26 protein-coding genes are annotated in these 25066 nt (G+C 72.0%); 15 read left to right on the plus strand and 11 right to left on the minus strand.

Annotated features, from left to right (window positions below; translation table 11 throughout):
• Positions 1–159: 159 nt before the first annotated feature.
• The gene (locus FH608_RS19505) at positions 160–1083 is read right to left on the minus strand and encodes an anti-sigma factor RsbA family regulatory protein (RefSeq protein WP_139631989.1); all 924 of its coding nucleotides are present in this window, start codon (positions 1081–1083) and stop codon (positions 160–162) included.
• A 184-nt stretch (positions 1084–1267) separates the two neighbouring features.
• Between FH608_RS19505 and FH608_RS19510 the strand changes: the two genes are divergently transcribed.
• Positions 1268–1822, plus strand: a complete 555-nt coding sequence (locus tag FH608_RS19510) for a DUF1707 SHOCT-like domain-containing protein (protein WP_226899701.1) — start codon at positions 1268–1270, stop codon at positions 1820–1822.
• Here the strand turns inward: FH608_RS19510 and FH608_RS19515 are convergent.
• Entirely contained in the window at positions 1792–2895 is a 1104-nt protein-coding gene (locus tag FH608_RS19515) for an aromatic ring-hydroxylating oxygenase subunit alpha (RefSeq protein WP_139631990.1), read from the minus strand. The genes FH608_RS19510 and FH608_RS19515 overlap by 31 nt on opposite strands.
• A 271-nt stretch (positions 2896–3166) precedes the next feature.
• Here FH608_RS19515 and FH608_RS19520 point away from each other — a divergent pair, with 271 nt between their 5' ends.
• Entirely contained in the window at positions 3167–3541 is a 375-nt protein-coding gene (locus FH608_RS19520; protein ID WP_139631991.1) for a hypothetical protein, read from the plus strand.
• A gap of 93 nt (positions 3542–3634) precedes the next feature.
• Entirely contained in the window at positions 3635–5209 is a 1575-nt protein-coding gene (locus tag FH608_RS19525) for a DUF2079 domain-containing protein (protein ID WP_193318515.1), read from the plus strand.
• Positions 5210–5328: 119 nt separating this feature from the next.
• On the opposite strand, the gene FH608_RS19530 is transcribed toward FH608_RS19525, so the two are convergent.
• A complete protein-coding gene (locus FH608_RS19530; RefSeq protein ID WP_139631993.1) occupies positions 5329–6426 on the minus strand; it encodes a glycosyltransferase in 1098 nt (365 codons plus the stop codon).
• Between the two features lie 38 nt (positions 6427–6464).
• Between FH608_RS19530 and FH608_RS19535 the strand changes: the two genes are divergently transcribed.
• The 4 genes from FH608_RS19535 to FH608_RS19550 all read left to right on the plus strand — a co-directional run bounded on the left by FH608_RS19535 (position 6465) and on the right by FH608_RS19550 (position 12526).
• Positions 6465–7286, plus strand: a complete 822-nt coding sequence (locus FH608_RS19535; RefSeq protein WP_226899702.1) for a PIG-L deacetylase family protein — start codon at positions 6465–6467, stop codon at positions 7284–7286.
• Between the two features lie 49 nt (positions 7287–7335).
• Entirely contained in the window at positions 7336–8397 is a 1062-nt protein-coding gene (locus FH608_RS19540) for a lysylphosphatidylglycerol synthase domain-containing protein (protein WP_139631994.1), read from the plus strand.
• 63 nt (positions 8398–8460) lie between these two features.
• Positions 8461–11847, plus strand: a complete 3387-nt coding sequence (locus tag FH608_RS19545) for a BTAD domain-containing putative transcriptional regulator (RefSeq protein WP_139631995.1) — start codon at positions 8461–8463, stop codon at positions 11845–11847.
• 163 nt (positions 11848–12010) lie between these two features.
• Positions 12011–12526, plus strand: a complete 516-nt coding sequence (locus FH608_RS19550) for a DedA family protein (RefSeq protein ID WP_139631996.1) — start codon at positions 12011–12013, stop codon at positions 12524–12526.
• Here FH608_RS19550 and FH608_RS19555 read toward each other — a convergent pair.
• Positions 12506–12715: a YegP family protein gene (locus FH608_RS19555; protein ID WP_139631997.1), complete on the minus strand. Its 210-nt coding sequence runs from the start codon at positions 12713–12715 to the stop codon at positions 12506–12508. The two genes, FH608_RS19550 and FH608_RS19555, sit on opposite strands and share 21 nt — an antisense overlap.
• A 101-nt stretch (positions 12716–12816) precedes the next feature.
• Between FH608_RS19555 and FH608_RS19560 the strand changes: the two genes are divergently transcribed.
• A complete protein-coding gene (locus FH608_RS19560) occupies positions 12817–13674 on the plus strand; it encodes a D-alanyl-D-alanine carboxypeptidase family protein (protein ID WP_226899703.1) in 858 nt (285 codons plus the stop codon).
• A 26-nt stretch (positions 13675–13700) separates the two neighbouring features.
• On the opposite strand, the gene FH608_RS19565 is transcribed toward FH608_RS19560, so the two are convergent.
• The 3 genes from FH608_RS19565 to FH608_RS19570 form a co-directional block, all read right to left on the minus strand.
• Positions 13701–14369 carry an MBL fold metallo-hydrolase gene (locus tag FH608_RS19565; RefSeq protein WP_226899704.1) on the minus strand — a complete coding sequence of 223 codons (669 nt, stop codon included), beginning with the start codon at positions 14367–14369 and terminating at the stop codon, positions 13701–13703.
• Positions 14366–14521, minus strand: coding sequence for a hypothetical protein (locus FH608_RS51565; RefSeq protein WP_153264681.1), 156 nt, complete (start codon positions 14519–14521; stop codon positions 14366–14368). Before FH608_RS51565 ends, FH608_RS19565 begins: the two co-directional genes overlap by 4 nt.
• Before the next feature lie 72 nt (positions 14522–14593).
• Positions 14594–14785 (minus strand): hypothetical protein, encoded by a 192-nt coding sequence (locus tag FH608_RS19570; protein WP_139631998.1) that lies wholly within the window; start codon positions 14783–14785, stop codon positions 14594–14596.
• Positions 14786–14858: 73 nt separating this feature from the next.
• Between FH608_RS19570 and FH608_RS19575 the strand changes: the two genes are divergently transcribed.
• On the plus strand, positions 14859–15920 hold the full coding sequence (locus tag FH608_RS19575; protein WP_139631999.1) for a LacI family DNA-binding transcriptional regulator: 1062 nt from the start codon (positions 14859–14861) through the stop codon (positions 15918–15920).
• Between the two features lie 12 nt (positions 15921–15932).
• Here the strand turns inward: FH608_RS19575 and FH608_RS19580 are convergent, their stop codons facing one another.
• On the minus strand, positions 15933–16310 hold the full coding sequence (locus FH608_RS19580; RefSeq protein WP_139632000.1) for a DUF4267 domain-containing protein: 378 nt from the start codon (positions 16308–16310) through the stop codon (positions 15933–15935).
• Between the two features lie 180 nt (positions 16311–16490).
• On the opposite strand from FH608_RS19580, the gene FH608_RS19585 reads away from it, so the two are divergent.
• Complete coding sequence (locus tag FH608_RS19585; protein WP_139632001.1) at positions 16491–16775, plus strand: hypothetical protein; 285 nt, start codon at positions 16491–16493, stop codon at positions 16773–16775.
• Positions 16776–16779: 4 nt separating this feature from the next.
• Here FH608_RS19585 and FH608_RS19590 read toward each other — a convergent pair whose 3' ends face one another.
• From FH608_RS19590 to FH608_RS19600, 3 genes are read right to left on the minus strand one after another with little or no spacing between them, the layout of a single operon-like run.
• Positions 16780–17217, minus strand: a complete 438-nt coding sequence (locus FH608_RS19590; RefSeq protein WP_139632002.1) for a group II truncated hemoglobin — start codon at positions 17215–17217, stop codon at positions 16780–16782.
• A 25-nt stretch (positions 17218–17242) separates the two neighbouring features.
• Positions 17243–18052: a TrmH family RNA methyltransferase gene (locus FH608_RS19595; RefSeq protein WP_139632003.1), complete on the minus strand. Its 810-nt coding sequence runs from the start codon at positions 18050–18052 to the stop codon at positions 17243–17245.
• Entirely contained in the window at positions 18045–18815 is a 771-nt protein-coding gene (locus tag FH608_RS19600; RefSeq protein ID WP_139632004.1) for a DUF4184 family protein, read from the minus strand. Before FH608_RS19600 ends, FH608_RS19595 begins: the two co-directional genes overlap by 8 nt.
• Before the next feature lie 193 nt (positions 18816–19008).
• Here FH608_RS19600 and FH608_RS19605 point away from each other — a divergent pair, with 193 nt between their 5' ends.
• The 5 genes from FH608_RS19605 (at position 19009) to FH608_RS19625 (ending at position 25053) form a co-directional block, all read left to right on the plus strand.
• A complete protein-coding gene (locus FH608_RS19605; RefSeq protein ID WP_226899705.1) occupies positions 19009–19596 on the plus strand; it encodes a cation diffusion facilitator family transporter in 588 nt (195 codons plus the stop codon).
• Positions 19597–19777: 181 nt separating this feature from the next.
• Positions 19778–21553 carry a substrate-binding domain-containing protein gene (locus FH608_RS19610; RefSeq protein ID WP_139632006.1) on the plus strand — a complete coding sequence of 592 codons (1776 nt, stop codon included), beginning with the start codon at positions 19778–19780 and terminating at the stop codon, positions 21551–21553.
• A gap of 125 nt (positions 21554–21678) precedes the next feature.
• Positions 21679–23295, plus strand: a complete 1617-nt coding sequence (locus FH608_RS19615; RefSeq protein ID WP_139632007.1) for an RNA polymerase sigma factor — start codon at positions 21679–21681, stop codon at positions 23293–23295.
• Positions 23296–23560: 265 nt separating this feature from the next.
• Positions 23561–23926, plus strand: coding sequence for a hypothetical protein (locus FH608_RS19620; protein ID WP_139632008.1), 366 nt, complete (start codon positions 23561–23563; stop codon positions 23924–23926).
• The gene (locus tag FH608_RS19625) at positions 23923–25053 is read left to right on the plus strand and encodes a GNAT family N-acetyltransferase (RefSeq protein WP_139632009.1); all 1131 of its coding nucleotides are present in this window, start codon (positions 23923–23925) and stop codon (positions 25051–25053) included. Before FH608_RS19620 ends, FH608_RS19625 begins: the two co-directional genes overlap by 4 nt.
• The last annotated feature ends 13 nt before the right edge of the window (positions 25054–25066 follow it).

Raw genomic sequence — 25066 nt, forward strand, 5'->3', positions numbered from 1 at the left:
GAGATCGGCCCGAAGCGGCCCTGAACGATCCCCTATTGCCGCGGTCCGGACCACCCCTAGAGGCCTCCGGTCACCTGCGGGAACACGACCCTGGGTAGGGTCTGCCCCCTCAGGGTGGGTACGGGGGACATGACCCGATCTGTGGCCGGGCCCCGGCCGTCAGCGGGGGAGGTCGAAGTAGGCGCGGACGGTGGTCGCGCCCGCGCGGGTGTGGACGCGTACGAGGTCGCTCAGCAGGTTGACGATCAGCAGCCCCCGCGACCCCGAGTGGCGCGGGTCCACCGGCCGCCGACCGGCCAGCGGGTCGGTGATGTGTCCCGAGTCGCCCACCTCGCACACCATCCGCCCGTCCTCGGCCCACACCCGGATGACGCCGGAGCCGCCGCCGTGGTCGAGGCTGTTGGCCCCCAGCTCGGCCGCCGTCAGCCGGATGTCGTCGAGCCGGTCGCCGGAGAAGCCCAGCTCGGCGGCCCGCCGCGCTGCCAGCCCGCGTGCCGCGGACAGGTTGGTGCGGTCGAAGCGCAGCGAGACGAACTCGGCGGGCTCCCCGAGCGCCCGGTTGTGCCCGGAGACCACCCGTTCGGGCGCGTAGGTGGTGCTGGGCCACTCGCGGGTGGCGTCGCGCAGCACGGGGTGGGTGCGGGCCGCCTCCTCGATGACCTCGGGCGCGAGCCGCTCGACGTCGTACGGGCACAGGATGGTGGCCGGCCGCCCGGCGAAGGACAGGTTGATCAGCGCCTCGTGCTGCGCGGCGGCGCCGTACTCGGCCTCGGTGCGCCCGGGCCAGATCGGCTCGCCGACGATGCGGACGTGGCAGCCGGGATGCCGGTCGGCGAAGTCGAGCAGCACGGCGGGCAGGATGCGCCCCGGGTTGCGCCCGGCCTCCTCCATGTCGAGCAGGAGCACGGAGCCCGCGTCGGCGCCCAGCCCGGCCTCGATCAGCGCGAGTCTCGCAGCGGGGACGGCGACCGCGACGGGCTCGCCCGCGGCCAGGCCGGCCCGGACGAACGCGGTGGTGGCAGCCACGTACTCCCGGTCGCCCCGGTAGAGGAGCGCGGGGTGCACGAAGGGGTCCGCCAGCATCAGACTTCACGCTACCCAAGGTTGATGACTTCGGGGCAATCCGTTGGGTACCTAATACGGTGTGAAGAGGAGAGTGCAACTCATCCGCCGTCCCCGTCCGGCGAGCAGGCCGCTCCCGCTGGACCTTCGTACCCCTTCCGGCCGCCGTCTCCCGTTCTGAGCCCTGTCACCCTATGCTCAGGACATGTCGGAATTGCAGATGCGGGTCTCCGACCACGACCGGGAGCGCACCGCCCAACAACTGCAGCGCGCTTTCAGCGAGGGCCGCCTCAACCAGCTGGAGCTCGAAGACCGCCTCGAGATCGCCCTGACCGCCAAGACCTACGCCGACCTACTCGGGCTGATCGACGATCTCCCCGTCGAGCAGCCACAGGTCAACGACGTGGTCGAGCTCGAGTCCAAGAACGGCCACCTCAAGCGCTCCGGCGACTGGGCCGTCCCCCGGAGACTGCGGGTGACCTCCAAGTACGGCAGCGCCGAGCTCGACCTGTCCGAGGCCGTGATCGCCCACCAGGTCGTCGACATCGAGCTCGACCTGACGTACGGCTCCGCCAAGATCATCCTGCCGGAGGGCGGGGTCGCGAACATCGACGCGTTCCACAGCGACTGGGGCCACGTCACGACCGCCGACGTGCCGAGCCGGCCCCGCCCCGGCGCCGTCCACGTCGTGGTGACCGGCCGGACGAAGTACGGGAGCCTGACCGTCCGCTATCCGCGCAAGCGCTGGTTCACCCACTGATGGAAGAGCGAGATGTGGTGCTCGCTGGGCACGAGCACCCCGCCCTCGCGGTACGCGCGTGACGACATGCCGGGCTGGGTCCGCTCGCAGGCGTCGAAGTCCTGCTCGTTGACCCGGTGGAACAACTCGACCGACGCCGTCAGGTCGGCGCCGGAGGCCACCACGTCGGGGTGGTAGAGCCAGTCGCACTCGACCACGGTCCTGTCGACCGCCAGCGGGAACATCCGGTGCAGGATCACGTGGTCGGGCACCAGGTTGACGAACACCTGCGGCCGTACGGTGATGGCGTAGTAGCGGCGGTCCTGCTCGGGTGACACGTCCGGCAGCCTGCCGAAACCGGCGCTGCCGTCGACCGTGAATCCCTCCACCCGCCTGGCGAACTCCGCCCCGTGGCCCACGTAGTACTGCGCCGCGAAGCCGCCCGCGAACTCCGGCAGCACCGCCACCAGTTCGGGGTGGATGGTGGCGCAGTGGTAGCACTCCATGAAGTTCTCGACGATCAGCTTCCAGTTGGCCTTCACGTCGTAGACGATCCTGCGGCCGAGCGCGAGCTCGTCCACGTGGTAGTGCTCGATGGCGGCCGGGTCGCCGAGGCGCTCGGTGGCCGCGTACGTCACCGTCTCCTCGAACGAGGGCGGCTGCGCGGCCAGGCACACCCAGGCGTAGCCCAGCCATTCGCGCAGGTGCACGGGCACCAGGCCGTACGCGACGCGGTCGATGTCCGGCATCCTGGCCAGGTTGGGCGCGGCGGCGAGGCGGCCGTCGAGGTCGTAGGACCAGGCGTGGTACGCGCACCTGATCGTCCTCCTGACCGCCCCCTCCGGCTCCAGGCAGAGGCGGGCGCCCCGGTGCCGGCAGACGTTGAGGAAGGCGCGCAGCCGCTGGTCGCGACCGCGTACGACGATGACGTTCTCCCTGCCGACCTGGACCGTCCTGAACGCGCCCGGCGTGGCCAGATCCGCGCCCCTGACCGCGCAGAACCAGAGGCTCTCGAAGATCCTGGCCTGCTCCTCGGCGAACACCTCGGGGTCGGTGTACGAGCCACCGGGAAGCGTGGTGATCAAACTGGTCAACCGGCCACTCCTTGTTGCGCATTACGCACCGAGTTGCTCTATTTGCGACACCTAGCCGTCATCGTGAGACCGCGCCAGGAGGCTGTCAAGAGGTAGTTGCCGGCCCCGCGCAACCACGCCGTGTACATCCCGGGCCGGACGAGATCGTGCGGATCCTCCCGCACGGCTTTACGCCCGCTTGATACCTGGGGTGTTAGCGGGGTGCAAGTGACGGTCAAGGAGCTGTCCATAACGTTCACCTTCGTTCGTCAAACCTACGAAGGGTACGGAAATGACTCCCCCTCGTCGTCGCCTGGCCATCGCGGCCGCGACGCTGACCCTTGCCGTTCTCAGCACCGCCTGTGGCGCGGTGGGCCAGGCCGTCGACTGCAACACGGCCGCCAGCGAGGCAAGCAAGATCGCTTCCGAGTGGAGCTCGGCCATGAGCAGCGATCCCACGAACACCGAGGCCCTCGGCAAGGCCTCGAAGACCGCGGCGGACAAGACCAAGGACCTGGCCGCCAAGTACGACGGTGACGTGGCCGCCGCGCTGAACGACATGGCCGCGGGCTTCCAGACCATGGAGAAGGGCGACCTGAACAGCGTGACGGAGTTCAGCAGCAAGATGCAGGGCTTCACGACCAAGATCACGGCCGCCTGCTCCTGATGTGAGACGCGCGGTCGCCGTTCCGCCTGTGGGGGGCAGGTCGGGCGGCGGCCGCGTCCACGTCCGGGCGGATTCGTTCTAGTCTTGCTGCCCGTGACTGATGAGGCTGTGGCGGCGCGGCAGGGGGAGCCCGCCGCCGTCCCCTCGTGGCGCCCCCACCCGCCCGGCCATCCCGTGCGCGTGGGGGCGCTGGCGCTGGTCTCCGCGGCGGTCTACGCCCTGCTGGGGCTGGTCAAGGTGGCCACGTTCCGGGCCACCACGTTCGACCTGGTGATCATCGACCAGGCGGTGCGCAACTACGCCGCCCTCCGCCCGCCGTACGTCCCGGTGCGCGGCATGTTCTCCGACCGGGGCATGGACTACCTCCAGCTCTCCGACCACTTCTCCCCGATCTACGCGGTGCTGTCGCCGTTCTACTGGATCCACGACGGGCCGGAGACCCTGATCGTGGCGCAGGCGGCGCTGTTCGCGGCGGCGATCCCGTTCCTGTGGCGCTACACGCGGCGCGTGCTGGGCGTCGCGCCGGCCTACCTGGTGTCCGTGGCGTACGCGCTGTCGTGGCCGGTGGCGCAGGCGGTCGCGTTCGACGTGCACGAGGTGATGTTCGTCCCGCTGCTCACCGCGATCATGATCGAGCGCTACCACGCGGGCCGGATGGCGCCCGCCCTCCTCGCGACGCTCGGCCTCCTCCTCGTCAAGGAGGACATGGGGCTCATGGTGGCCGGGGCGGGGCTGTGCCTGGTCGTCATGGGCGACCGGTGGCGCGGCGCCTTCTGCGTCTTGCTGGGCCTCGGCGCGGTGCTGGTCGTGCGCGGCCTGACCGTCTCGGTCCTCGGGGGCGACGCCTCCGACTACTGGGCCTACGGACACCTCGGCGCCGACCTGCCCGGCGCGGTCCTCGGCATCCTGGGCGACCCGCTCTCGACCCTCAAGCTGCTGGTCAGCGAGGAGGCCAAGGTCGACACGCTGCTCCTGCTGGGCTGGCCGACGCTGATGGTGTGCCTGCTGTCGCCGCTGTCGCTGATCGCGCTGCCCCACGTGCTCGTGCGGCTGCTGTCCGACCGGCCCCAGTGGTGGCAGGCCGACTTCCACTACAGCGCGTTCACGGTCGTCATCCTGTTCTGCGCCGGCGTGGACGGCCTGGCCAGGCTGCTGCGCCGGGTCAGGAGCTCGCACGGCGCGGGAGACCTCGAGGCGGGCGCGTCCGCCCGCGACCACGAAACCCACGACCACGAAACCCACGACCACGAAACCCGCGGCGACGGAGCCCGCGTCCACGGGCACGCCTCGCTGAAGCTGGCGTGGGCGGCGGCGGCCTGCGCGGTCGCGCTCACCCTCGTGCCCAAGTTCCAGCTGGACCAGTTCTACCACCCGGCCTTCTACGACGAGCCCAAGGCGGCCGCCGCCGCGGCGGCCGTGAGCCAGGTACCGTCGGGTGTCACCGTCGAGGCCGTCAACTCGACCGGCCCGGCCCTGACGTCCAGGACCACCGTGCTGCTGTGGACGGCGAAGTCCCACGGCGCGCCGTGGGTGGTGGCCGACACCTCGCGCTGGGAGTTCCCCTTCGCCTCCGCCGACGACCAGCGCGCCGCCGTGGACCGGTTGCTCGCCGGCGGGTACACGCAGGTCTTCGAGCGCGACGGCTACGTGGTGCTGCGGCGGAACTGACCGCGGCCGGCCATCGTGCCCCCTCGGACCGGCTACAGGGTGCCGCCCCGCGACCGACGCGCCTCCTCGGGCGGGTTTACGCGGTGCCGCGCCGCGAACGACGGGACTCCCCGGACGGGTTACGCGGTGCCGCGCCGCGACCGACGCGCCTCCTCGTACGCCCGCTCGAACCCCGCCAGGACCGTGGGCCACGAGCCCGCCGACGGCGGCGTCGCGCGGTTGTGCGCGGCGATCGACTCGCGCAGCCCCGGGTCCACACACAGGCGCGCGACCGCGCGGGCGAGGTCGCCGAGCGTGCGCCCGAGCAGCCCCTCCGTGCCGTCGCCGACGAAGTCGGCCACCCCGCTCTGCGTCCTCGCCACCACGGGCAGCCCCGCGGCCCGCGCCTCCAGCGCCGCGATGCCGAACGACTCGCGCGGCGCGGGCGCCACGAACACGTCGGCCGACTCCAGCACCTTCGCGATCTGCTCGCGCGTGTAGCGGCCGGGCAGGGACACCCACTCGGCCATGCCGTGCCTGGCCAGGAAGCGTTCCATCTGGCCGCGAGCGGGGCCGTCGCCGACGATCGTGGCGCGCATGGGGATCCGGGCGGGCACCCGCGCCCTGGCCGCCCGCAGCAGCCTCAGCAGGCGTACGGGCTGCTTGCGCGGCGCCAGCCGACCCACGGCGACGATGTGGACGTCGGGGCGCCGGTCGGGGACGCCGGGAGGCGGCGCCCAGCCCGACAGGTCGAGGCCGTTGGAGACCACTCGCACCGGCACCTCGGGCCCGGCCACGGCCCGGATCGGGGCCGCGGCGGCGTTGCTCACCGTGGTCGCCACGAGCCGCCACCGCTGCCAGCCGAACGCCAGCCGCAGCAGCCGGTAGAGCGCCCGCGTGAGCGGATCCCACATGCTGTGCACGGTCACCACGCACGGCACCCCGGCCCGCGCGGCGGCCCGCACCCCCATCCAGGCGAACGGCGAGACCGCGCCCGCGTGCACGTGCACCACGTCGGGCCGGAGCGTGGTGATGCCGCGCGTCAGGCGCCCCACCCCGAACGGGTGCACCGGCAGGTCGAACGGCATCCTGGCGACCACCCGGTGGACGCCGGGCAGCGCCTCGCCCCGGGTCGCCGTCGCCACGGACACGTCGTGCCCGGCCTGTCGCTGCATCCGCACGAGATCGGCCACCTGGACCTCGATCCCTCCGAGTCTCGGCAGGTAACAGTCACTCACGTGAAAGATCCGCACCCCTCCCAGACTAATCTGGGCGTGTGCCTCCACGTACCGCTGTGTTCTTCCACGCCCATCCCGACGACGAGGCCCTGCTGACGGCGGGGACCATGGCGATGCTCGCGGCCGAGGGGCACCGCGTGGTGCTCGTGGTGGCCACCGCGGGCGAGCGCGGGCTGGCCGAGATGGAGCCGGGCGAGGCGCTCGGCGAGACCAGGCTCAGGGAGCTCTACGAGTCCGCGGCGCTGCTCGGCTGCGCCCGCGTGGAGTGCCTGGGCTACGGCGACTCGGGGCTGAGCCCCAAGGGCGGCATCGCCGAGGAGCGCCCCGACAACGCCTTCATCGACGCCGACACCGAGGCGGCGGCCAAGGCGCTGGCGGCGATCCTGCAGGAGGAGGAGGCCGACCTGCTGGCGATCTACGACCCGGCGGGCGGCTACGGCCATCCCGACCACGTCCAGGTGCACCGGGTGGGCAAGCGGGCGGCCAGGCTCGCCGGCACGGAGATCGTCCTGGAGGCGACGGTCAACCGCGACCCGCTGCTCAGGCTGCTGCGGCTGGCCGGGCGGTTCTACCGGTTCCCGCCGGAGTTCGACGTACGCACGTTCGAGAGCGCCTACTCGCCGGGCGAGACGATCACCCACCGGGTGAACGTCAGGAAATACGCCAGGCAGAAGCGCGCGTCCATGGCCGCGCACGCCTCGCAGGCCAGCGGCGGCGACAGCGACCGCACGCTCGCCGTCATGCTGAAGGTCCCGCGCCCTCTCTACCGCTTCGTCTTCGGCACGGAGTGGTACGTCCGCCGCGACCTGCCGCCCGGCACGAGGCTCACGCATCCCTTCGAGATGATGAGCGGGAAATAGTCCGCCAGAAGGAGAAGGCAGGTCCGGCGACCCGTCAGACTGGACCCCGATGAAGAACAAGTGGCTCCAGACCGCCCTGTCCGTGCTGTCGCTCGGGCTGGCCGTGCTGCTCGTGGTCTACCTGCCGGAGATCGTGCGCACGCTCACCGGCAAGCCCGTCTCCTGGCGCGAGATCGGGGCCGTCTTCGGCACGCTCGGGGCCGGCGAGATCGCGGGCATGAGCGTGCTGTGGCTGCTGAGCCTGCTGGCGTACACGTTCGTGCTGACCAGTTCCCTGCCCGGCCTGAACAACCTGCAGGGCCTGACCCTCAACGCGGCGGGCAGCGCGGTCAGCAACCTGCTGCCGTTCGGCGGGGCGGTCGGCGTGGCCGTGTCGTTCGCGATGACCAAGGGCTGGGGCTTCACGAGCCGGTCGTTCGTGGTGATGACGCTGGTCAGCGGCATCTGGAACACGATGTTCAGGTTCATCCTGCCGGCCGTCGGCATCATCGCGCTGCTGGCGGCGGGCGAGGCGCCCAACGCGACCGTGGCCAGGGCCGGCTGGACGGGCGCGATCTCCATCCTCGTGCTCTGCCTGGTCGTGGCCGTCGCCCTCTACTGGGACCGCGCCGCCGTCCTGCTCGGCCGGGCGCTCGACGGGCTCACCCGGCTGCTGCGGCTGAAGGTGCACGCCTCGGAGGCGTTCCACCGGCTGCGCGCCGACACCGCCGGCGTGGTGCGGACCCGCTGGCCAGGCCTGTCGCTCGGCATGGTGTTCTTCCTCGGGTTCCAGTGGGCCATCATGGCGGTGTGCCTCCAGGTGACGGGCGCCTGGCCGGGGCTCGCCCAGTCGATCGCCGTCTTCGCCCTGTCGCGGGTGCTCACCAGCGTGCTGATCACGCCCAGCGGAGCGGGGATCATGGAGGGCGGCGTGGTGCTGCTCCTCACCGAGGGATTCGGCGTCGGGGTGGCCCCGGCGACCGCCACCGCACTGCTTTTCGGCTTCTGGACTTACACTATCGAGATCCCGTTCGGCGGCCTGGCACTGGGCGCATGGGCGCTGCTGCGCAGGCGCAACGGCCGGTCCGCCGGCGCTGAGCCCCCGTCCGCGATCTCGAAGGCCCCACAGTGACAATCCCAAACCCATCAAAGACCTTGTGCGTGATTCCCAGGCCCGCATAGCGTGGCGGCTGACATGGTGGCGTTCCGAGTTCTGGGGCCAGTCGAGGCGTACGAACACGACGAACTCGACCTCGGCGGGTTGCGGCAGAGGGCCGTCCTCGCCCGGCTACTCGTGGCCAGAGGTCAGGTCGTTCCGGTTGACACGCTTCTTTACGATCTGTGGGACGACGACGCGGCCAAGGGCGCGCAGTCGGGCCTGCAGGTCTACATCTCGCGCCTGCGCCGGGTGCTGGAGCCCGGCCGCCCGCGCGGAGGGCCCAACCGGCTGCTGGTGACGGTCGCGTCCGGCTACGCGTTGCGGGTGGCCTCCGACCAGGTGGACGCGCTCAGGTTCGAGCAGCTCGTACGCGCGGCGGGCGAGCATCTCGAAGAGGGCGATCCGCAGTCCGCGCGCGGCCGCCTGGAGAAGGCGCTCGGCCTGTGGCGCGGCACCCCCTACTCCGACTTCGCCGACCAGTCGTGGGCGGAGGCCGAGGTCAACCGCCTGGCGGAGCTGCGTCTGGTGACGCGCGAGCGGCACGCCGACACGGGGCTGCGGCTCGGCCTGCACGCCGAGACCGTGCCCGACCTGGAGGCGCTGACCACCGAGCACCCGCTGCGCGAGGAGGGCTGGCGGCTGCTGGCGCTCGGCCTCTACCGCTGCGGCCGGCAGGGCGACGCGCTGGCGGCGCTGCGCCGGGCCAGGAACATCCTGGCCGACGAGCTGGGCATCGACCCGGGGCCCGCGCTGCGCAAGCTGGAGTCCGACATCCTGGCCCAGTCGCCCGAGCTGGAGCTGGCCGTCCCGGCCCGGCCCGCGCGGCCCGCGCCGGTCACCGACACCTGGCCGCCCAGGCCGGCCGCCACCGTCGAGCCGCCGCCGCTGGAGCCCGAGCCGTTCGTGGGCCGCGACGCCGAGCTGGCGAGGCTGACCACGGCCGCCTCGCGCACCGGCAGGTTCCAGGTCGCGATCGTGACCGGGGTCGCGGGCGCGGGCAAGACGACGCTGCTGCGCCAGCTGGAGGGCAGGCTCGCCACCGACGGCTGGATCACCGCGTCCGGCGCCTGCCCCGACTCCAGCGCCACCCCGCCCGGCTGGGCGTGGGTGGAGATCCTGCGCACGCTCACCGGCACGACCGGCGCGGGCGAATACGCGCAGCTGCTCGCCCCGTTGCTCGACGACTCCGCCCCCGACCCCGACGAGGACGAGGTGTCCGGCGGTTTCCGGCTGCACCGCGCGGTCGGCGGCTACCTCGCCGGCGTCGCGCGGCGCTCGCCGGTGCTGCTGACGCTCGAAGACCTCCACTGGGCCGACGACCAGACGCTCGCGCTGCTGCGCGCGCTGCCCAGCCTGCTGGCGACCAGCCGGGTGCTGCTCGTGGTGACGTGCAGGGAGAGCGAGCTCGACGACGCCCAGTCCGACGTGCTGGCCGCGCTGGCGAGGCTCGGCCCGGTCCGCGTGGGCCTGTCGGGGCTCGACCCCAAGGCCGTGGCCGAGCTGGTCAGGGCGACGTGCGTACGCGAGATCGACGAGGACGCGGTCGAGTCGATCGTCGAGCGCACGGGCGGCAACCCGTTCTTCGTCCGCGAGACCGTGCGCCTGCTCGACTCCGAGGCCGCGGCCGACCGGGCGAGCGCGACCGAGGTGCTCTCGCGGGTGCCGTCCGGCGTGCGCGACGTGCTGCGGCGGCGCATCTCCCGGCTGCCCTCGGGCGCGCAGCAGATCCTCCTCCAGGCCGCCGTGATCGGCCGCGACGTCGACCTCGACGTGCTGATCGCCGTGGCGGGCGACGAGGACGCGGTGATCGAGGCCGTCGAGGCGGCGCTGCTGGCCGGGCTGGTGACCGAGCCGGGGCCGGGGCTGCTCAGGTTCGACCACGACCTGGTGCGCGACACCATCTACTCCGACGCCTCCCGGCTGCGCCGCACCAGGCTGCACGCGGCGGTGGCGGCGGTCATCGAGCGGCGCACGCCGTCCGACGTGGCGGCGCTGGCCCACCACTACTTCCTGGCCGACGCGGCCGGCAAGGCCGTCCACTACGCCGGGCTCGCGGCCGAGCAGGCCGAGCGGCGCTTCGCCCACCGCGAGGCGGCCACGCTGTGGGAGCAGGCCATCGCCGCGTTCGACCGCTCGCGCAACGACGAGCAGAGCGGCGAGCAGTCGCCGGAGCGCGCCAAGGAGCGCCTGCGGCTCATGCTGCGCCAGATCAGGGCGCTGGCCCTGTGCGGCGACATGACGGCGGCCAGGACGCTGCGCCGCCAGGCCATGGACGCCGCGCTGCCGCTGGGCGACCTGGAGATCACCGCGAAGGTGGCGGCGTCGCTGGCCGTGCCGCACAAGGGCATCGCCCGCGACTTCACCCGCACCGCGTGGGAGATCGTGGACGTCACCGAGAAGGCGCTCATGGAGCTGCCGGAGGGCGAGCAGCGGCTGCGCGCCAGCCTGCTCACCACGCTCGCGCTGGAGCTGGAGGGCTCCTCATCGCCCGAGCGCGGGCGGCAGGCCTCGCTGGAGGCGCTGGAGCTGGCCCGGCAGAGCGGCGACCCCGCGCTGATCGCGGCGGCGCTGAGCGGGCGGCTGCGGCAGTCCTACGACATCCCCGCCGTGGACACCCGCGAGAGCATCGGCAGGGAGCTGCTGGAGGTGGCGCAGCGCTCGGGGCAGATGGCCACGCAGGCGCTGGCCCACCTGGTGCTGCTGGAGTGCGCGGCGGCCAGGGGCGAGTTCGCGGTCGCCGACCAGCACGCCGCCGCGGCCGACAAGCTGGCCAAGCAGTACGACCTGTCGGCCCCCGCCGCGGTCGTGGTGTGGTACTCCGGGCAGCGGCTGATGATCTCCGGCGACTACGCGGGCGCCGAGCGCGCTTACCGCGAGGCGGCCAGGATGACCGCGCGGGCCGGCATGCTGGAGGGCCGCCAGGACCTCCCGCTGATCACGATGTTCTGCCTGCACCTGGTCGACGGCCGGGCCGCCGAGATGGTGGACCTGCTCGGCGAGAAGCACCAGCGCGGCGCCAAGTGGACGCTCGACGCGTACGCGCTGGCCCTGGCCTCGGCCGGGCACCTCCAGGACGCCAAGGCCGTGGCCGCCACCCGCCCGCCGGTGCGGCCCGACTTCCTCTACGAGCTGGCGATGACCTGGCGGGCGCTCGCCGGGATGCTGCTCGACGACCGGGAGCGGATGGTCGACTGCTACGACAAGCTCAAGCCGTTCGCCGACCGGGTGGCGGGAGCGGGCACCGGCGTGGTGGCTCTGTGGCCGGTCGCGCTCACGCTCGGCGACCTCGCCATCCGCCTGGGTCAGCCCGACGCCGCGCGCGACCACTACGAGAAGGCGCTGGAGGTGGCCGAACGCGTCGGCGTGCCGCGCTGGGTGGAGGCGGCGCGGCGCTCGGTGGCCGACTCGCCCGGCCACGGCTGACGGGAGCGTCGCGCGAGCCCGGCCCCCGTCACCAGCCCCTTTGCCGCGCCCATAGAGTGAGGCGAGGGGGCTGAGCCCCGGCCACCGGCCGGTCTCGGGATGGCACAAGCCCGCGACCTGAACTAAGGTAAGCCTGACCTAAGGCTTGGGGAGGGGTGGGTGGATGGACGGCCTGGCCGATCCCATGAAGCCGTCCGTGTTCGGCCTGCCGTTCTGGCTGGTCGGGGCCGTGCTCATCGTCGCCCTGTTCGGAGCGTTCCAGGTCTACTACTGGGTCGGCCGCAGGCTGGGCGAGAAGCTGTACGAGTCGCGCGTGGGCGTCCGCCTCGGCCGCGAGCGGATCGCGAAGATCGAGCGGGTCGTCGAGAAATGGGGCGCCCTGGCCGTCTACGGCTGCTTCTGGGTGCCCATGTTGCGGCACACGCTGCCCTGGGTGGCGGGCGCGCTGCGGGTCTCCTATCCGTGGTACGTCGTCGCGAGCGCGCTGGGCTGCCTCACCTGGGCGCCGATCTGGTGGTTCGGCGCGGCGGCGCTCGTGTGGGGGTGGCTGGAGCTGGCCGCGCGCTCACCCGTCACGGCCGGGGTCGTGGCCGTGCTCGCCGTGGCCGCGATCGCCTGGCTCGTGGTGCGGCGCAGGAGGAAGCGGCGCGCCGCCGCGTCAGAGGCCCTGGTCTCCTAGGGTCGCGGTCTTCGTCCGGTCGTCGATGACGGCCTCCGGGGCGTTCCTGCGTACGGTCTCGATGCCGTTCACGCAGGCGACCTTGGTCGGGTAGCCGCCGCCGACCGCGAGGGTCTGCCCGTTGTTCGCCACGAGCGCGAAGCGGAAACCGCCCTGCTCGTCCTCACTGATGATGAACCTGCCCGCCACGGCCACCCCTTTCCGATCTAGCTGGGATTTACCCGCAACTGATCGGGCTTTATGGCGTAGTTCGGCAAACGAACCCTTGATCTCCTGCCAACATGATTGCCATGCGTATTGGGGGTTTCCTGGTCTCTGCCGTGCTCGCTCTGCTTCTGGGGGTGGTCGCGCCGGCGGCCCCGGCCGCCGCCGCGGCTCGCGTGCCGAAGGTCGTGGCCACGTCGGCGTACGTGGTGGACTCGACGGGAACGATCCACTACGGCAAGCGCGAGACCCGCCGGATGCCGGTGGCCAGCCTGGTCAAGGTCATGACGGCGTACGTCGTGCTGCGCGAGGCCCGGCTGAGCGACACGGTCACGATCACCTCGTCCGACATCTCGCACGCGATCCGCAACGGCGCCGCCACGGCGGGGCTGCGCAAGGGCGAGCGGCTCACGGTCAGGGACCTGCTGTACGGCCTGCTGCTGCCGTCGGGGGCGGACGCGGCCAGCGCCCTGGCCAGGCGCTACGGCCCCGGCAAGGCGGCGTTCGTCGCCAAGATGAACCGCACCGCCCGCGAGCTCGGCCTGACCCGCACCCGCTACACCAACCCCGACGGGCTGCCCACGCCCGGCAACGGCGGCTACTCGACGGCGGCCGACCAGGTCAGGCTGGCGATGTGGGCGCTGGACGACGACACCTTCGCGCGGGTCGTGGAGACCAAGGTGCACAAGGTCGCCCGGACGAAAGTGCACAACCCGCATACCTGGCGCAACCTGAACAAGCTGCTCTGGCAAGCCGGCGACGTGCTCGGCGTGAAGACCGGCTACACCAGCGCCGCCGGGCACTGCCTGCTCTTCGCCGGGGAGCGCGGCGGCCGTCAGGTGGTGGGCGCGCTGCTGCACGGCGGGAGCGAGAGCCGCTTCACGACGGCGGAGCGGCTCCTGGACTACGCGGGCGCCCAGATCTCCGCCGACGAGGGGCTGTAGCGCGGTCTCATCGGACGGCACGCACGTCACAGGTCGTAGGTGCGGCCCTCCACCCCCCACTCGCCGAACAGCGGCCGCTCGCCCCGGTCGATCGCCCGGATGGAGGGCCGTCCGATGTGGGCGAACACCAGCCGTGCCACCTGCAGGTCGCGGGCCCGCCGCGCGACCTGCAGCACGCTCGCGTGGCCGCCCACGCCACCGGCGAAGCGGATCGGTCGGTCCCAGCCCGCGGCGTCGGCGAACATCAGGTCCACGCCGGCCGCCCAGACGGGGAACGCCCAGAACTCCGGCGCCCAGGCGGCCTGCGCGCGTTCCGTCCTGATCAGGTAGCCGTACGTCGGGTGCGAGGTGTGGGTGACCGGCAGCGGCACGATCTCCACGCCCTCGGCCTCGTACGCGGCCACCCCGGCGGTCATCCCGAGCGCCCGCGCGGCGCGCCGGATCCGGGGCATCAGCTCGGCCCGCTCGTCGCTGACCAGCCACCCGTCGAGCCGCGCCCCTCCCCGGACCGCCCATCCCCCGGCCGCCCCTCCCCCGGCGGCGCCGCCGTCGCCGGATCGCGCGCCGCCCGTGGCGTCGCCGCCCCCGTCGAGCAGGACGCGATGGCCGCGCCAGCCGGCCAGCAGCCCGGCGGGGCGGTAGCGCGGGGAGTTCATCGCCCCCACCCCCACCAGGCGGAGCCGCACGCCCGTCATCCGGCGGTCCAGCTCACGCCCTCGCGCGCGCCCAGCACGTGCTCGGCCACCGGCATCGGCAGGGCCTGGGGCATCGGGTACGTCGTGCGCACCCGCGACCACTCGCCGACCTCGGCCGCGCGCCTCTGGAGTTCGGTTCCCGTGCCTCTCATGGCACCACACAGGTGCCCGCAGGACGGCCGATCTCACCTGCGCCCTCGGCCGAAGGTGCCGCCACCTCCGTCTCAGGCGGGCCGGCAGGCCGGGTCGAGGCGGTCGGCCGTCCACCTGAGCGAGTGCGCCAGGCGTACCCGAACCCTGCCCCCGACCCTGGCCCTCGGACGGTGCGGCAGGCGCGGCGCGTCCGGGAGGGCCTCACTCAGCGAGGCGCGATAGCCCATGGCCGTCTGGTGCGCGAGGACCTGCATAGCCTCCATGACATCCTCCTTAATCAATTAAGAGCTTAATTGATTAAGAACGGCCCGGCAAGCCCTTCGGTACGGTGGGACGATGGCGAGGGTGACACTGCAGACGATCGCCGACCGGCTGGGCGTGTCCCGGGCCACCGTGTCCTACGCGTTCTCCCGGCCCGACCAGCTCAGCGACGGGCTGCGGCGGCGCATCCTCGAGGTGGCCGACGAACTCGGCTACGCGGGGCCCAACCCGACGGCGCGCTCCCTGCGGCTCGGGCGGGCGGGCGCGCTCGGGATGATCTTCAGCGAGACGCTGGCGTACGCCTTCGCCGACCCGTACGCGGTCGGCTTCTTCCAGGGCCTGGCCACGGCGGCGGAGGACGCCGGGGTGGGGCTGTGCATCCTGCCCCTGCCGCACGGCGACAGGCGCAGCGAGACGGTCAGGGACGCGGTGGTCGACTCGTTCTGCGTGATGTCGCTGCCGGACGGGCATCCGGCGCTGGCCGAGGTGTTCGCGCGGAAGCTGCCCGTCGTGATGGTGGACGAGCCGTACGTGCCGGGTCACCCGTTCGTGGGGACGGACGAGCCCACCGCCGCGGCCACCGCCGCGCGTCACGTTCTGGAGCTCGGGCACCGGCGGGTGGGCGTGGCCATGGTGGGGCTGCACGACGACGGCTACACCGGCTGGGCCTCTCAGGAGCGGCAGGAGAGCGCCCTGTTCGAAGCCATGCGGCGACGGCGGGGCGGCTACCAGCGGGCCTTCGAGGAGGCGGGGGTCGACTGGTCTGGGGTGCCGTTCTACGAGGTGGCGCGCAACACGCGCGCGGCCGGCAAGAAGGCGGGCCACGCGCTCCTGGGGTGCGACCCGCGGCCCACCGCGATCCTCACCAACACGGACGTGCTGGCGCTCGGCGTGCTCGACGCCGCCTCCGACCTGGGGCTCGACGTGCCCGGCGAGCTCTCGGTGGTGGGCTTCTCCGACAGCGCGGCCGAGGACGCGGGGCTCACCACGATCAGGCAGGCCAAGCGGGAGATGGGCGAGGCGACCGGGCGGCTGCTGCTGTCGGGGGCCGCGGCGAAGCCGGAGCGCCTGATCTTCCCGCACGAGCTGATCGTCCGCACCTCCACCGCTCCCCCGCCTCGGTCCCCGCGGCGATAGCGCCCACCGGCGTCACCCAAGGAGCAGCAGCGCGAGGGCCGTGGCGACGGAGACCACGGCGGTGCCGCCGTGCATGGCGTACGAGAGGGCGGGGTGGCCGCCGCGCCTGGCCACGATGGCGGCGTCGCCGATGGGGATGACCGCCATGGCGAGGATCACCCAGCCGAGCGCCTGCGCGTCCTGAAGGGCGATCAGCACGAAGATCGCCAGAGCGGTGGCCAGGTCGCGGATGGCCTTGACGGAGAAGTACGCGCCGGTGTCGGCACCGGAGGCCGTGCCCGGCACGCCGAACGCCTTGGCGGCGGCCTCGGGAACGAAGAAGAAGCGGAGGGCGACCGTGACGAGGGCGACGCCGACCAGGGCCGCGATCACGTAAGCGGCGACAAGCATGGAGCACTCCAGGCGTGAGTCATTACTAGAACCGCTAGCAACGCTAGCCTAGCGATGGTTCTTTGTCTAGCAGCGCTAGCAGGATGGCCGCCCGCAGCACGTCCACTGATCCAGAAAGCGGTTACCCGACGGCGTCCCCTGGATAGGCTGGATCCCGCACCCTCCAGGAGGACACCTCCCATGACGGAATTCATCGAGGTCCGCACCACGGTCGAGGGCGACGAAAGGGCGGCCGCCCTGGCGCACGGGATTCTCGGCGCGGGTCTCGCGACCTCCATCGACATCGCGGAAGTGCCGTCGGAGCGTCCCGGCGAGATCGCCTGGGAGCTCACCCTCGTCACGACGGACCAGCACGCCGCCACGATCGAACGGCGACTGCGGCAGGCCGGCGCGGGAGTCGTCACCGCGCCGGTCGCCCACGACGCCGACGCCTACCCCGACTGGCTGACCGGCGAGCGCCCCTGAGGCGCTACTCCCAGTCCCAGCGGGGCACCTCGCGCAGGGGGTGGAGCTGGTCATCGGTCTCGGCGTGGGAGTTCTGGACGGCCACCTCCGTGCCGAACTCCACGTGGGAGCGGAGCGCCGCCCGGAACGGCTCGTCGTCGGGGAGCCCGGCGAGGTCGGCCGCCGCCATGTAGAGCTCGACGAAGCGCCGCCGCTGGTCCTCCCTGATGCGCAGGCCCCGGTGGGCGTCGATGAGCAGCGGGAACCCGCCCATCTCCGTGGAGAAGGTGTCGGGGCCGCCGAAGGTCTCCACCGTGAAGGCGGTCAGGTTGTCGATGTGGCTCGGCCGGCCCTCGCCGAAGAGCGGCTGGAGCAGCGGGTCGGCGAGCAGGCTGCGGTAGAAGATCTCGATGAAGGCGCGCAGGCCCTCCTCGCCGCCCGCGTGCTCGAACAAGGTCTTCACGATGGCATCACCCCTCTTCGTCCGGTCACCTCACGCGCATCAAACCATGGCAGGCGATGGCCGCCGCGGCCACCACGTTGAGCGAGTCGACCCCCGTGGCCATCGCCGCCGCGCTCATCGGGATGCAGACCGCCTCGTCGGCCTCCTCCAGCCAGTGCGACGACAGCCCGTCGCCCTCGGCTCCGAGGAGGAGTGCCACGCGGTCGCCCAGCTCGACGGAGTCCAGGGGGACGGCGCTCTGGTCGGGGGTCAGGGCGAGCGTCAGGAAGCCGGCCTCCCGCAGCCGTGCCAGCCCCTCGAACCAGTGGTCCATCCGCGCGTACGGGATCGAGAACACCGCTCCCATCGACACCTTCACGGCCCGCCGGTAGAGCGGGTCGGCGCAGCGGGGCGAGAGCAGGATGCCGTCCACGCCGAGGGCGGCGGCGCAGCGGAAGATGGCGCCGACGTTGGAGTGGTCGACCAGGTCCTCCAGGACGAGCAGCCGCCGCACGCCGCCCTTCACGAGCGTCTCGGCGGCGGGCAGGGGCAGGCGCTCCATCGAGGCGAGGGCGCCGCGGTGCACCTGGAAACCGGCGATGCCGGACATGATCTCGTCGCTCACCACGTAGACCAGCGCGTCGCCGAGGACGTCCTCCAGCGGGGCCAGCCAGCGGCGCGTGGTCAGGACCGAGCGGATCGGGTAGCCGGCGCCGATGGCCCGCCTGATGACCTTCTCCCCCTCGGCGAGGAAGAGCCCGCGCTCGGCCTCCAGGCTCTTGCGCAGCTCCACGTCCCTGAGCCGGGTGTAGTCGGACAGGCGGGGGTCGTCGGCGTCGGTGACGTACTCAAGCACCTTCTGATACTGCCATGCGCCGCCTGACCTGCCAGACCACCGCGTAACAGGTCAGCACCAGGCACAGGCCGATCACGGTGCCCGCGCCCGTCTTGGTGATCACGCTGGGCAGGCCGAGCGCCGGCGACGGCTCGTCCACGAGGGGCCACAGGAGCGCCCCCGCGACCGTGCCGGCCGCGCACAGCCCCAAGACGGCCGCCCGCACGCGCGGGGCGATCCGCAACGCGCCGGGCACGGGCACGGGCGGCATCGCGGACAGGCCGCGCCACCCCCACCACGCCACGAGGGCCAGCCCGACGACGGACGAGGTGTACTGCAGCAGCCGGAAGAGCGGGATCACGCCGAGGACCGTGACCGACAGCCACGGCCCCCACTCCACGACGCCCCTGGAGTGGGTGAAGGAGTCCCACAGGAGGTGGGAGGCGGCCCCCACGATCGCTCCAGCGACCATGGGCAGGAACGGCAGCCGCGCGGGGGCCAGCGCGGCGGCCCGGCCGGCCAGCGACTGCGGGAGCAGCGAGATCAGGGGATCCCTGAAGACCCAGTGGAAGAGCGGCAGCAGCACCAGCACGGCGAGCAGGTCGATGGTGACCACGCCGCGCCAGGAGTGCCAGTCGGTGTAGTCGGGCAGGATGGGCAGGAAGATCGGCAGGTCGGGCACCATGGCGCCCAGCGCCAGCGCCCACGGGTCGGCGAACCTGCGCACGCGCTCCGACGAGATCAGCGGCACCACCGCGGCGATGTGACTGGGCGTGAACGGCAAGCGGCTCCCCCTCCGTGGCGATCACGGTCATTATGCGGGCAACCTTGACCATTCTTTGCCACCACGAAACTGCGTTACGGTGAGTAGTGGGTACGTAACACATCGCTGTCGACGGCCGGATAGCCGGGGAGTGCGGAGGGTCATGGTGCCTGACCAGCGGATTCATGCGCATCCGGCCGCTTCAGCCGACTGGTTGCGCGCTGCCCGCGCGGCCCGTTCGCTCTCCGTGGCCACGCTGGCCTGGCTGGGCGTGGAAAGCACGCTCGGCCTGGCCGCCGGCTTCTCCTCCCATTCGCTGGCACTGATCGGGTGGGGGCTGTCGGCGTTCGTGGAGGCGGCGGCGAGCCTGATCGTGGTCTGGCGGTTCACCGGCGCGCGCACGCTCTCGCCCAGCGCGGAGAGCACCGCACGACGCGCGGTCGCGGTGAGCTTCTGGCTGCTCGCCCCCTACCTCGTCCTGCATGTGGCCTACGACCTGGACGCCGGGCAACGGGCCGCGCCGAGCGCGCTGGGGATCGTGGTGACGGCGTTCAGCCTGGTCAGCATGCCGGTGCTGGGGCTGGCCAAGCGGCGGCTCGGCGCCCGGCTGGCGTCGGGGGCCACGTCGGGCGAGGGCACGCAGAACCTCATCTGCGCGGCGATGGCGGCCGGGGTGCTGGTCAGCCTGCGGCTCAACACGCTGGGCTGGTGGTGGGTCGATCCGGTCGTCGCGGTGGTGCTGGCGGGGGTCGCCGTGCGCGAGGGCGCGCGGGCCTGGCGCGGCCACGCCTGCTGCCACTGAAGGCGCTACCAGGGTGGTACGGCGGCGGGTGCACAGCACGATTCCGTGGCAACGCTGGGTAATCATCGCACCAAAGGGGCTGTTTTCCCACAGCAACCACACCGAGTATCGTTCCCCGAGTATTGCGGAGCAACTCCCGCTAGGGTCTCCGGAAGGTCGCAAGCACACCTAAGAGGACATTGTGGGACGACACCGCACAGACGAGCTCGACGGCGGATTCCAGGCGCCCGAACCCCCACCGCGCCGGCGCTCCCGGAGCGGTCGCGGGCGCGTCCTCGTGCCGCTGGCCGGCGCCGTCGCGCTGGCCGTGCTCTTCGGTGTCGCCGCATTCGTGATCTTCAACCGCGACCACGACTGCTCGGCGGGCAAGCTGCCGCTGCGGGTCGTCGCCTCCCCCGACATCGAGCCCGCCCTGGAGAAGATCGCGGGCAACTACAACAAGGCCATGCACTCGATCGACAGCAAGTGCGTCGAGGTGACGGTGGCCAGGGAGTCCTCCGCCCGGACGGCGAACGCGGTGGCCGCCGGCAAGTCCCAGGCCGACTTCTGGGTGGCCGACTCCAGCCTGCTGATGGAGAGCCTGCGCGGCACCCCGGCCGGCAAGGCGCTGCCGCAGGTGGAGGGCTCGATCGCGACCTCGCCGGTGGTGCTGGCGGCGGGCAGGTCGTTCGCGCCGAAGCTGAGCGGCACGCTCCAGCCGAGCTGGGCGGCCATGATCTCCGCGGCGAACGTGGCGAACGTGGAGGGCCCCGGCAGGAAGGTCCGGGTGCTCGCCCTCGACCCGCAGAAGAACTCCGCCGGGCTGGCGGGGCTGCTGGCCGCCGCCGGCGTGGCGAAGGAGGCCAAGCTGGACAAGGCGCTGGTGGGCGCGCTGAAGGAGCTGTCGGGCCAGCTCGCGGCCGACCCGGCGGCGCTGCTGGCCAGCCTGACCGTGAAGTCCGGCAGCCGGGTGCCCGTCGGCGTCGCCTCCGAGCAGGCGGTCTACGCCCACAACGCCAAGAAGCCCGAGGCGCCGGTGGTCGCGCTCTATCCCAAGGAGGGCACGCTCAGCCTCGACTACCCGGTCACGATCCTCACCAAGGACCCCGAGGTGCTCAAGGCCGCCGAGGACTTCAAGCAGGACCTCGCCACGGAGAAGTCCAAGAAGACCCTGCGCAACGCGGGCTTCCGCGACACCGAGGGCAAGGCGGGCGACGTGCTGTCGAAGGACGCCGGGTTCGCGTCCGAGTCGCCGGCGGCGCTGGAGCCGCCGGACGGCGCGACCGTGTCGAGGATGGTGCAGATCTGGTCCAGGCTCAACCTGGGAACCCGCCTGCTCACGCTGCTCGACGTGTCCGGCACGATGGCGCTGCCCGTCCCCGGCACGGGCATGACCCGCATGCAGGCCATCAACAAGATCGCCACCGAGGGCCTGGGCCTCTTTCCCGCCGACTCCGAGCTGGGCCTGTGGTCGTTCTCCACGCACATGGACGGCCAGGGCAAGGACTGGAAGGAGCTCGTCTCCATCGGCCCGGTCAGCGAGTCGGTCGACGGCACGCTCCGCAAGGACCTGCTGGGCCGGGCGTTCGCCTCGATCAAGGCCAATCCCACGGGCGACACCGGGCTGAACGACACGATCAAGGCGGCCTACACGCAGCTGACGAAGTCGTACCAGGGCGACAAGATCAACACGCTGCTGATCCTCACGGACGGCGCCGGCAACGACGACCCGGACGGCGGGGTCACGAACAGCCAGATCCTGCGGTTCCTGGAGAAGACCTACAACCCGAAGCGGCCGATCAGCATCCTGCTCATCGCGTTCGGCCCGGAGGCCGAGCAGGGCAAGCAGCAGATGAACGCCCTGGCCAAGGCGACGGGCGGCGAGGCGTACATCGCCAAGGACATCCTCCAGGTGCGCGACTTCTTCCTCCAGGGCATGGAGCGCCGGATCTGCGCACCTCAGTGCGACAACAGCTGATCCGCCCCCGGAAGCCGGGCGGCCGCAATCATGCCCGTTGGGCATAGCGGGCGAACCGCCCCGAACCAGGCCGCGTCCTCTCCGCGTGGGGCCGAGCGCCCGTTCTACCCGCGGGGAGGGGATCCGTGCCTGGATGGCCGTCCGTCGATCGCGCCGAGGATCACGAGCTGGTCGAGGCTCTGCGGCGCGCGGACTCCGACGCTCCCGCCAAGCTGTACGACTCCTACGCCGAGCGGCTGCACGACTACGCCGCCTCCTTCTCCAGGGACCTGGCCGCGGACGCCGTGCACGACGCCCTGGTCACCGCGCAGGGGTGCGTGCACCGGCTGAAGGAGCCGGCCAGGCTGCGGGCCTGGCTGTACGCGCTGACCAAGTTCCAGGTACGGGCCAGGCTGGCGCACCGCGACACCTCCGTGAGCCTGCCGCCGCCGCTGCCCGAGGAGCAGGACGACCCCGAACTGGCCGACCTCGTCCACGAGGCGCTGGGCGAGCTGAAAGGGATCCGGCGCGAGATCCTGGAGCTGTCGCTGCGCCACGGCCTGACCCCGGCCGAGGTCGGCGCGGTGCTCGGGCTGACCTCGCGGCAGGCGACGAGCCGGCTGGCCAGGGCCCGCGACCACCTGGAGAACGCCGCCGCGGCGGTGGTGCTGGCCAGGATCGGGCGGGCGCACTGCCCCGACCTGTCGGCGATGCTCGACTCGTGGGAGGGGCCGCTCACCCCGCTGCTGCGGCGCCGGCTGTCGGGGCACATCGGCAGGTGCGAGGTCTGCACCGAGGGCCGGCACCGGCAGGTCTCGGCGGCTCGGCTGCTGGACATGGTGCCGGTCGCGTTCCCGCCGATCTCGCTGCGCCGCCGGGTGATCGACACGTGCGTCGACCCGGGGCTTGACCAGACCCGCACGCTGATCACCGATCGCGGGGACGACTTCGACCGGGCCGGCTTCCCCGTGGCCGCGGAGCGGGGCGCGCGGCGGCGCGGGCCGCGCCGCCTCGCGCCGGTGCTGCTGGCGGGCGCGTGCGTGCTGGCCGCGACGGGCGCGGTGGTCGCGATCAACGGCGGCGGCGCCTCCGACGACACGCCCCTGCGGGCCGCCGCCCCCTCGCCCACCCCCTCGCTGGAGGAGACCTTCCTGGAGAGCCCGGAGCCGGATCCGGAGGAGGACGAGCTCACGCCCGTCTCCACGCCCACGCCGAGCCGCACGCCGTCGCGCCGGGCCACCCCGGCGGCCGAGCGGCCGCGCGCCCGCCAGGCGCCTGAGCCGCGGACGCCCACCCGCGGGCGCGCGCCCGCGGCCCGGCTGCGCACGTCGTGCCCGAAGGCCGTCGAGGGCGCGGCCAAGGTCCGGCTCGCCGCCAGGGGCGCCACCGTCTCGTGGACGGCGACCGGCTCCACGGGGCTGGACGTGTTCCCGGCGAGCGGGTCGATCAAGGCGGGCCGGTCCGTGGCGATCTGGGTCACGGTCCTCGACCCGGGCGAGGCCGGACGGGGCCGCGTCACGTTCACCTCGAACGGCGGCGGCGGGTCCTGCGCGCTGTCGTGGGACGCTCAAACGCCGCGGCCGCAGGAGCCGACCGGCGAGCCGACGCCCCCCGCCGAGCCGACCGCGCTGCCCCCTTCCCAGAACGGCCCCGAAAACGGCCCAGGGAACGGCGCAGGGAACAGTGCCGGGAACGACGCGGGGAACGCTCCAGCTGACGCCGCCGGGTCCCGCGATGCCAATACCGACGCCAACCAGGAGTAGATCAACATTTATTGCCGACAAACCCGGATAAATCGGACCCTGGCTCGAAGTTGCCCGGCCAGATAGGGCATCCTGGTGTGCTTGGAGGTCGCTTCCGGACCGGCGCCCACTTGACCGTGTGTTGAAAGTCACACGAGAAATCTTTGCCTGCCGGTAAACCAAGGCGCACCGCCAAGCGTCGGCATTGACGTGTCCTGGCGCGGATTGGTCCCATGAACTGCGATCAATCGTGCTTTTACCAGCAAGAGCAGGAGAGACAAGGGAGATGCTCAAGCAGCACCGCAGAGCGCTGGCCTGGCTGGTGGCGCTCGCCTGCATAGCGGGAGCGGTCGTCGCGCTGTTCGACATAGAAACACCGCTGCGCCCGTTTTTGATCTCTCTGTTCCTTCTGGTCGTTCCAGGCGCGGCGGTCGTGGGACTGTTGCGTGATCGTGACCCGCTCGCCGCCCTATCAGTAGGCGCTGCGGCAAGTCTCGTACTGAACGTCCTCCTCGCCCAGGCCATGCTGCTCTTCGGCGCATGGTCACCCCGCGCAGGCGTCGCGACGGTCGCCGTGCTCGGAGGGTTCATGTACGTGCTTCGCGTGTTGTACCGGGGGAAGAGCATGCAGACCCAACAGGGGGCCAGGTGAACATCCAGGTAGTTCGGCCGCGAGAGCTCGGAGAGGCCGAGCGGACACGATGGCGGGAGTTGCAGAAGGCCGACCCGAGTCTGGACAACCCGTTCCTGTCGGTTGAGTTCGCCGTGGCGATGGACCGTTTGCGCGACTACGTGAGGGTGGCGGTCATCTCCGACGCGGGCGGCATCGCGGGGTTCTTCCCGTACGAGCGGCACAGCTTCGGCATCGGCAAGCCGCTCGGCGGCTTCCTGACCACGTGCCACGGGTTGATCGCGACCCCGGACCTGCGGCTCGACGCCAAGGCCCTGCTGCGGGCCTGCAAGCTCAGCGTGTTCGACTTCGACCACATGGTGGCGGGGCAGCCCACGTTCGCCCCTTTCGAGCAGGACGTCCGCCCCGCGCCGATCATGGACTTCACCTCCGGCTTCGACGCCTGGATCGACCAGGTCAAGTCCAACTCCCCGAAGAACCTCAAGACCGTCCGCTACAAGGAGCGCAAGCTCGGCAGGGAGCAGGGCGAGCTGCGCTTCGAGTGGGCCTCGGCCGACCCCGAGGTGCTGCGCACGCTGCTGACCTGGAAGTCCGACCAGTATCGGAGAACCGGCCGGGTGGACAGGTTCGCGCAGCCGTGGATCGTCGAATTGACGGACATGATGCATGCCGAACGGACATCGGACTTCGCGGGTGTCCTGACCATGCTCTATGCCGGAGACGTACCGGTAGCCGGTCATTTCGGCCTCCGTACGGCCACGACGCTTGTAGGGTGGTTCCCCGCCTACGACACCGAGTTCGGCCGCTACTCGCCGGGCATCGTCCACCACCTCCAGATGGCCGAGGCCGCCGCGAACGACGGGCTGCACATGGTCGACATGGGCAAGGGCGGCAAGGAGTACAAGGACTGGCTCAAGAGCGGCACTTTGTACGTCTCCGAAGGCCGGATCTCGAGACCGTCCGCGACGGCGGCCGTCCACTGGGTCGGCCGAACTCCTCTCAACAAGGCCCGAACAATCGTCATGGATCGACCGTCTCTTTATAAGGCGGCCGATCGTGTCCTGAAGGGCTTCGGTCGGGTGCGCACCTCGATGCAGCAGCAGGAGTCGTCCAACGGAGTAGCGAAAGAACCAACCGGAGCACGCTGAGCGCTCCTCATCC

Origin of the sequence: Nonomuraea phyllanthi, assembly GCF_006334985.2 — a bacterium.
Classification (GTDB): domain Bacteria; phylum Actinomycetota; class Actinomycetes; order Streptosporangiales; family Streptosporangiaceae; genus Nonomuraea; species Nonomuraea phyllanthi.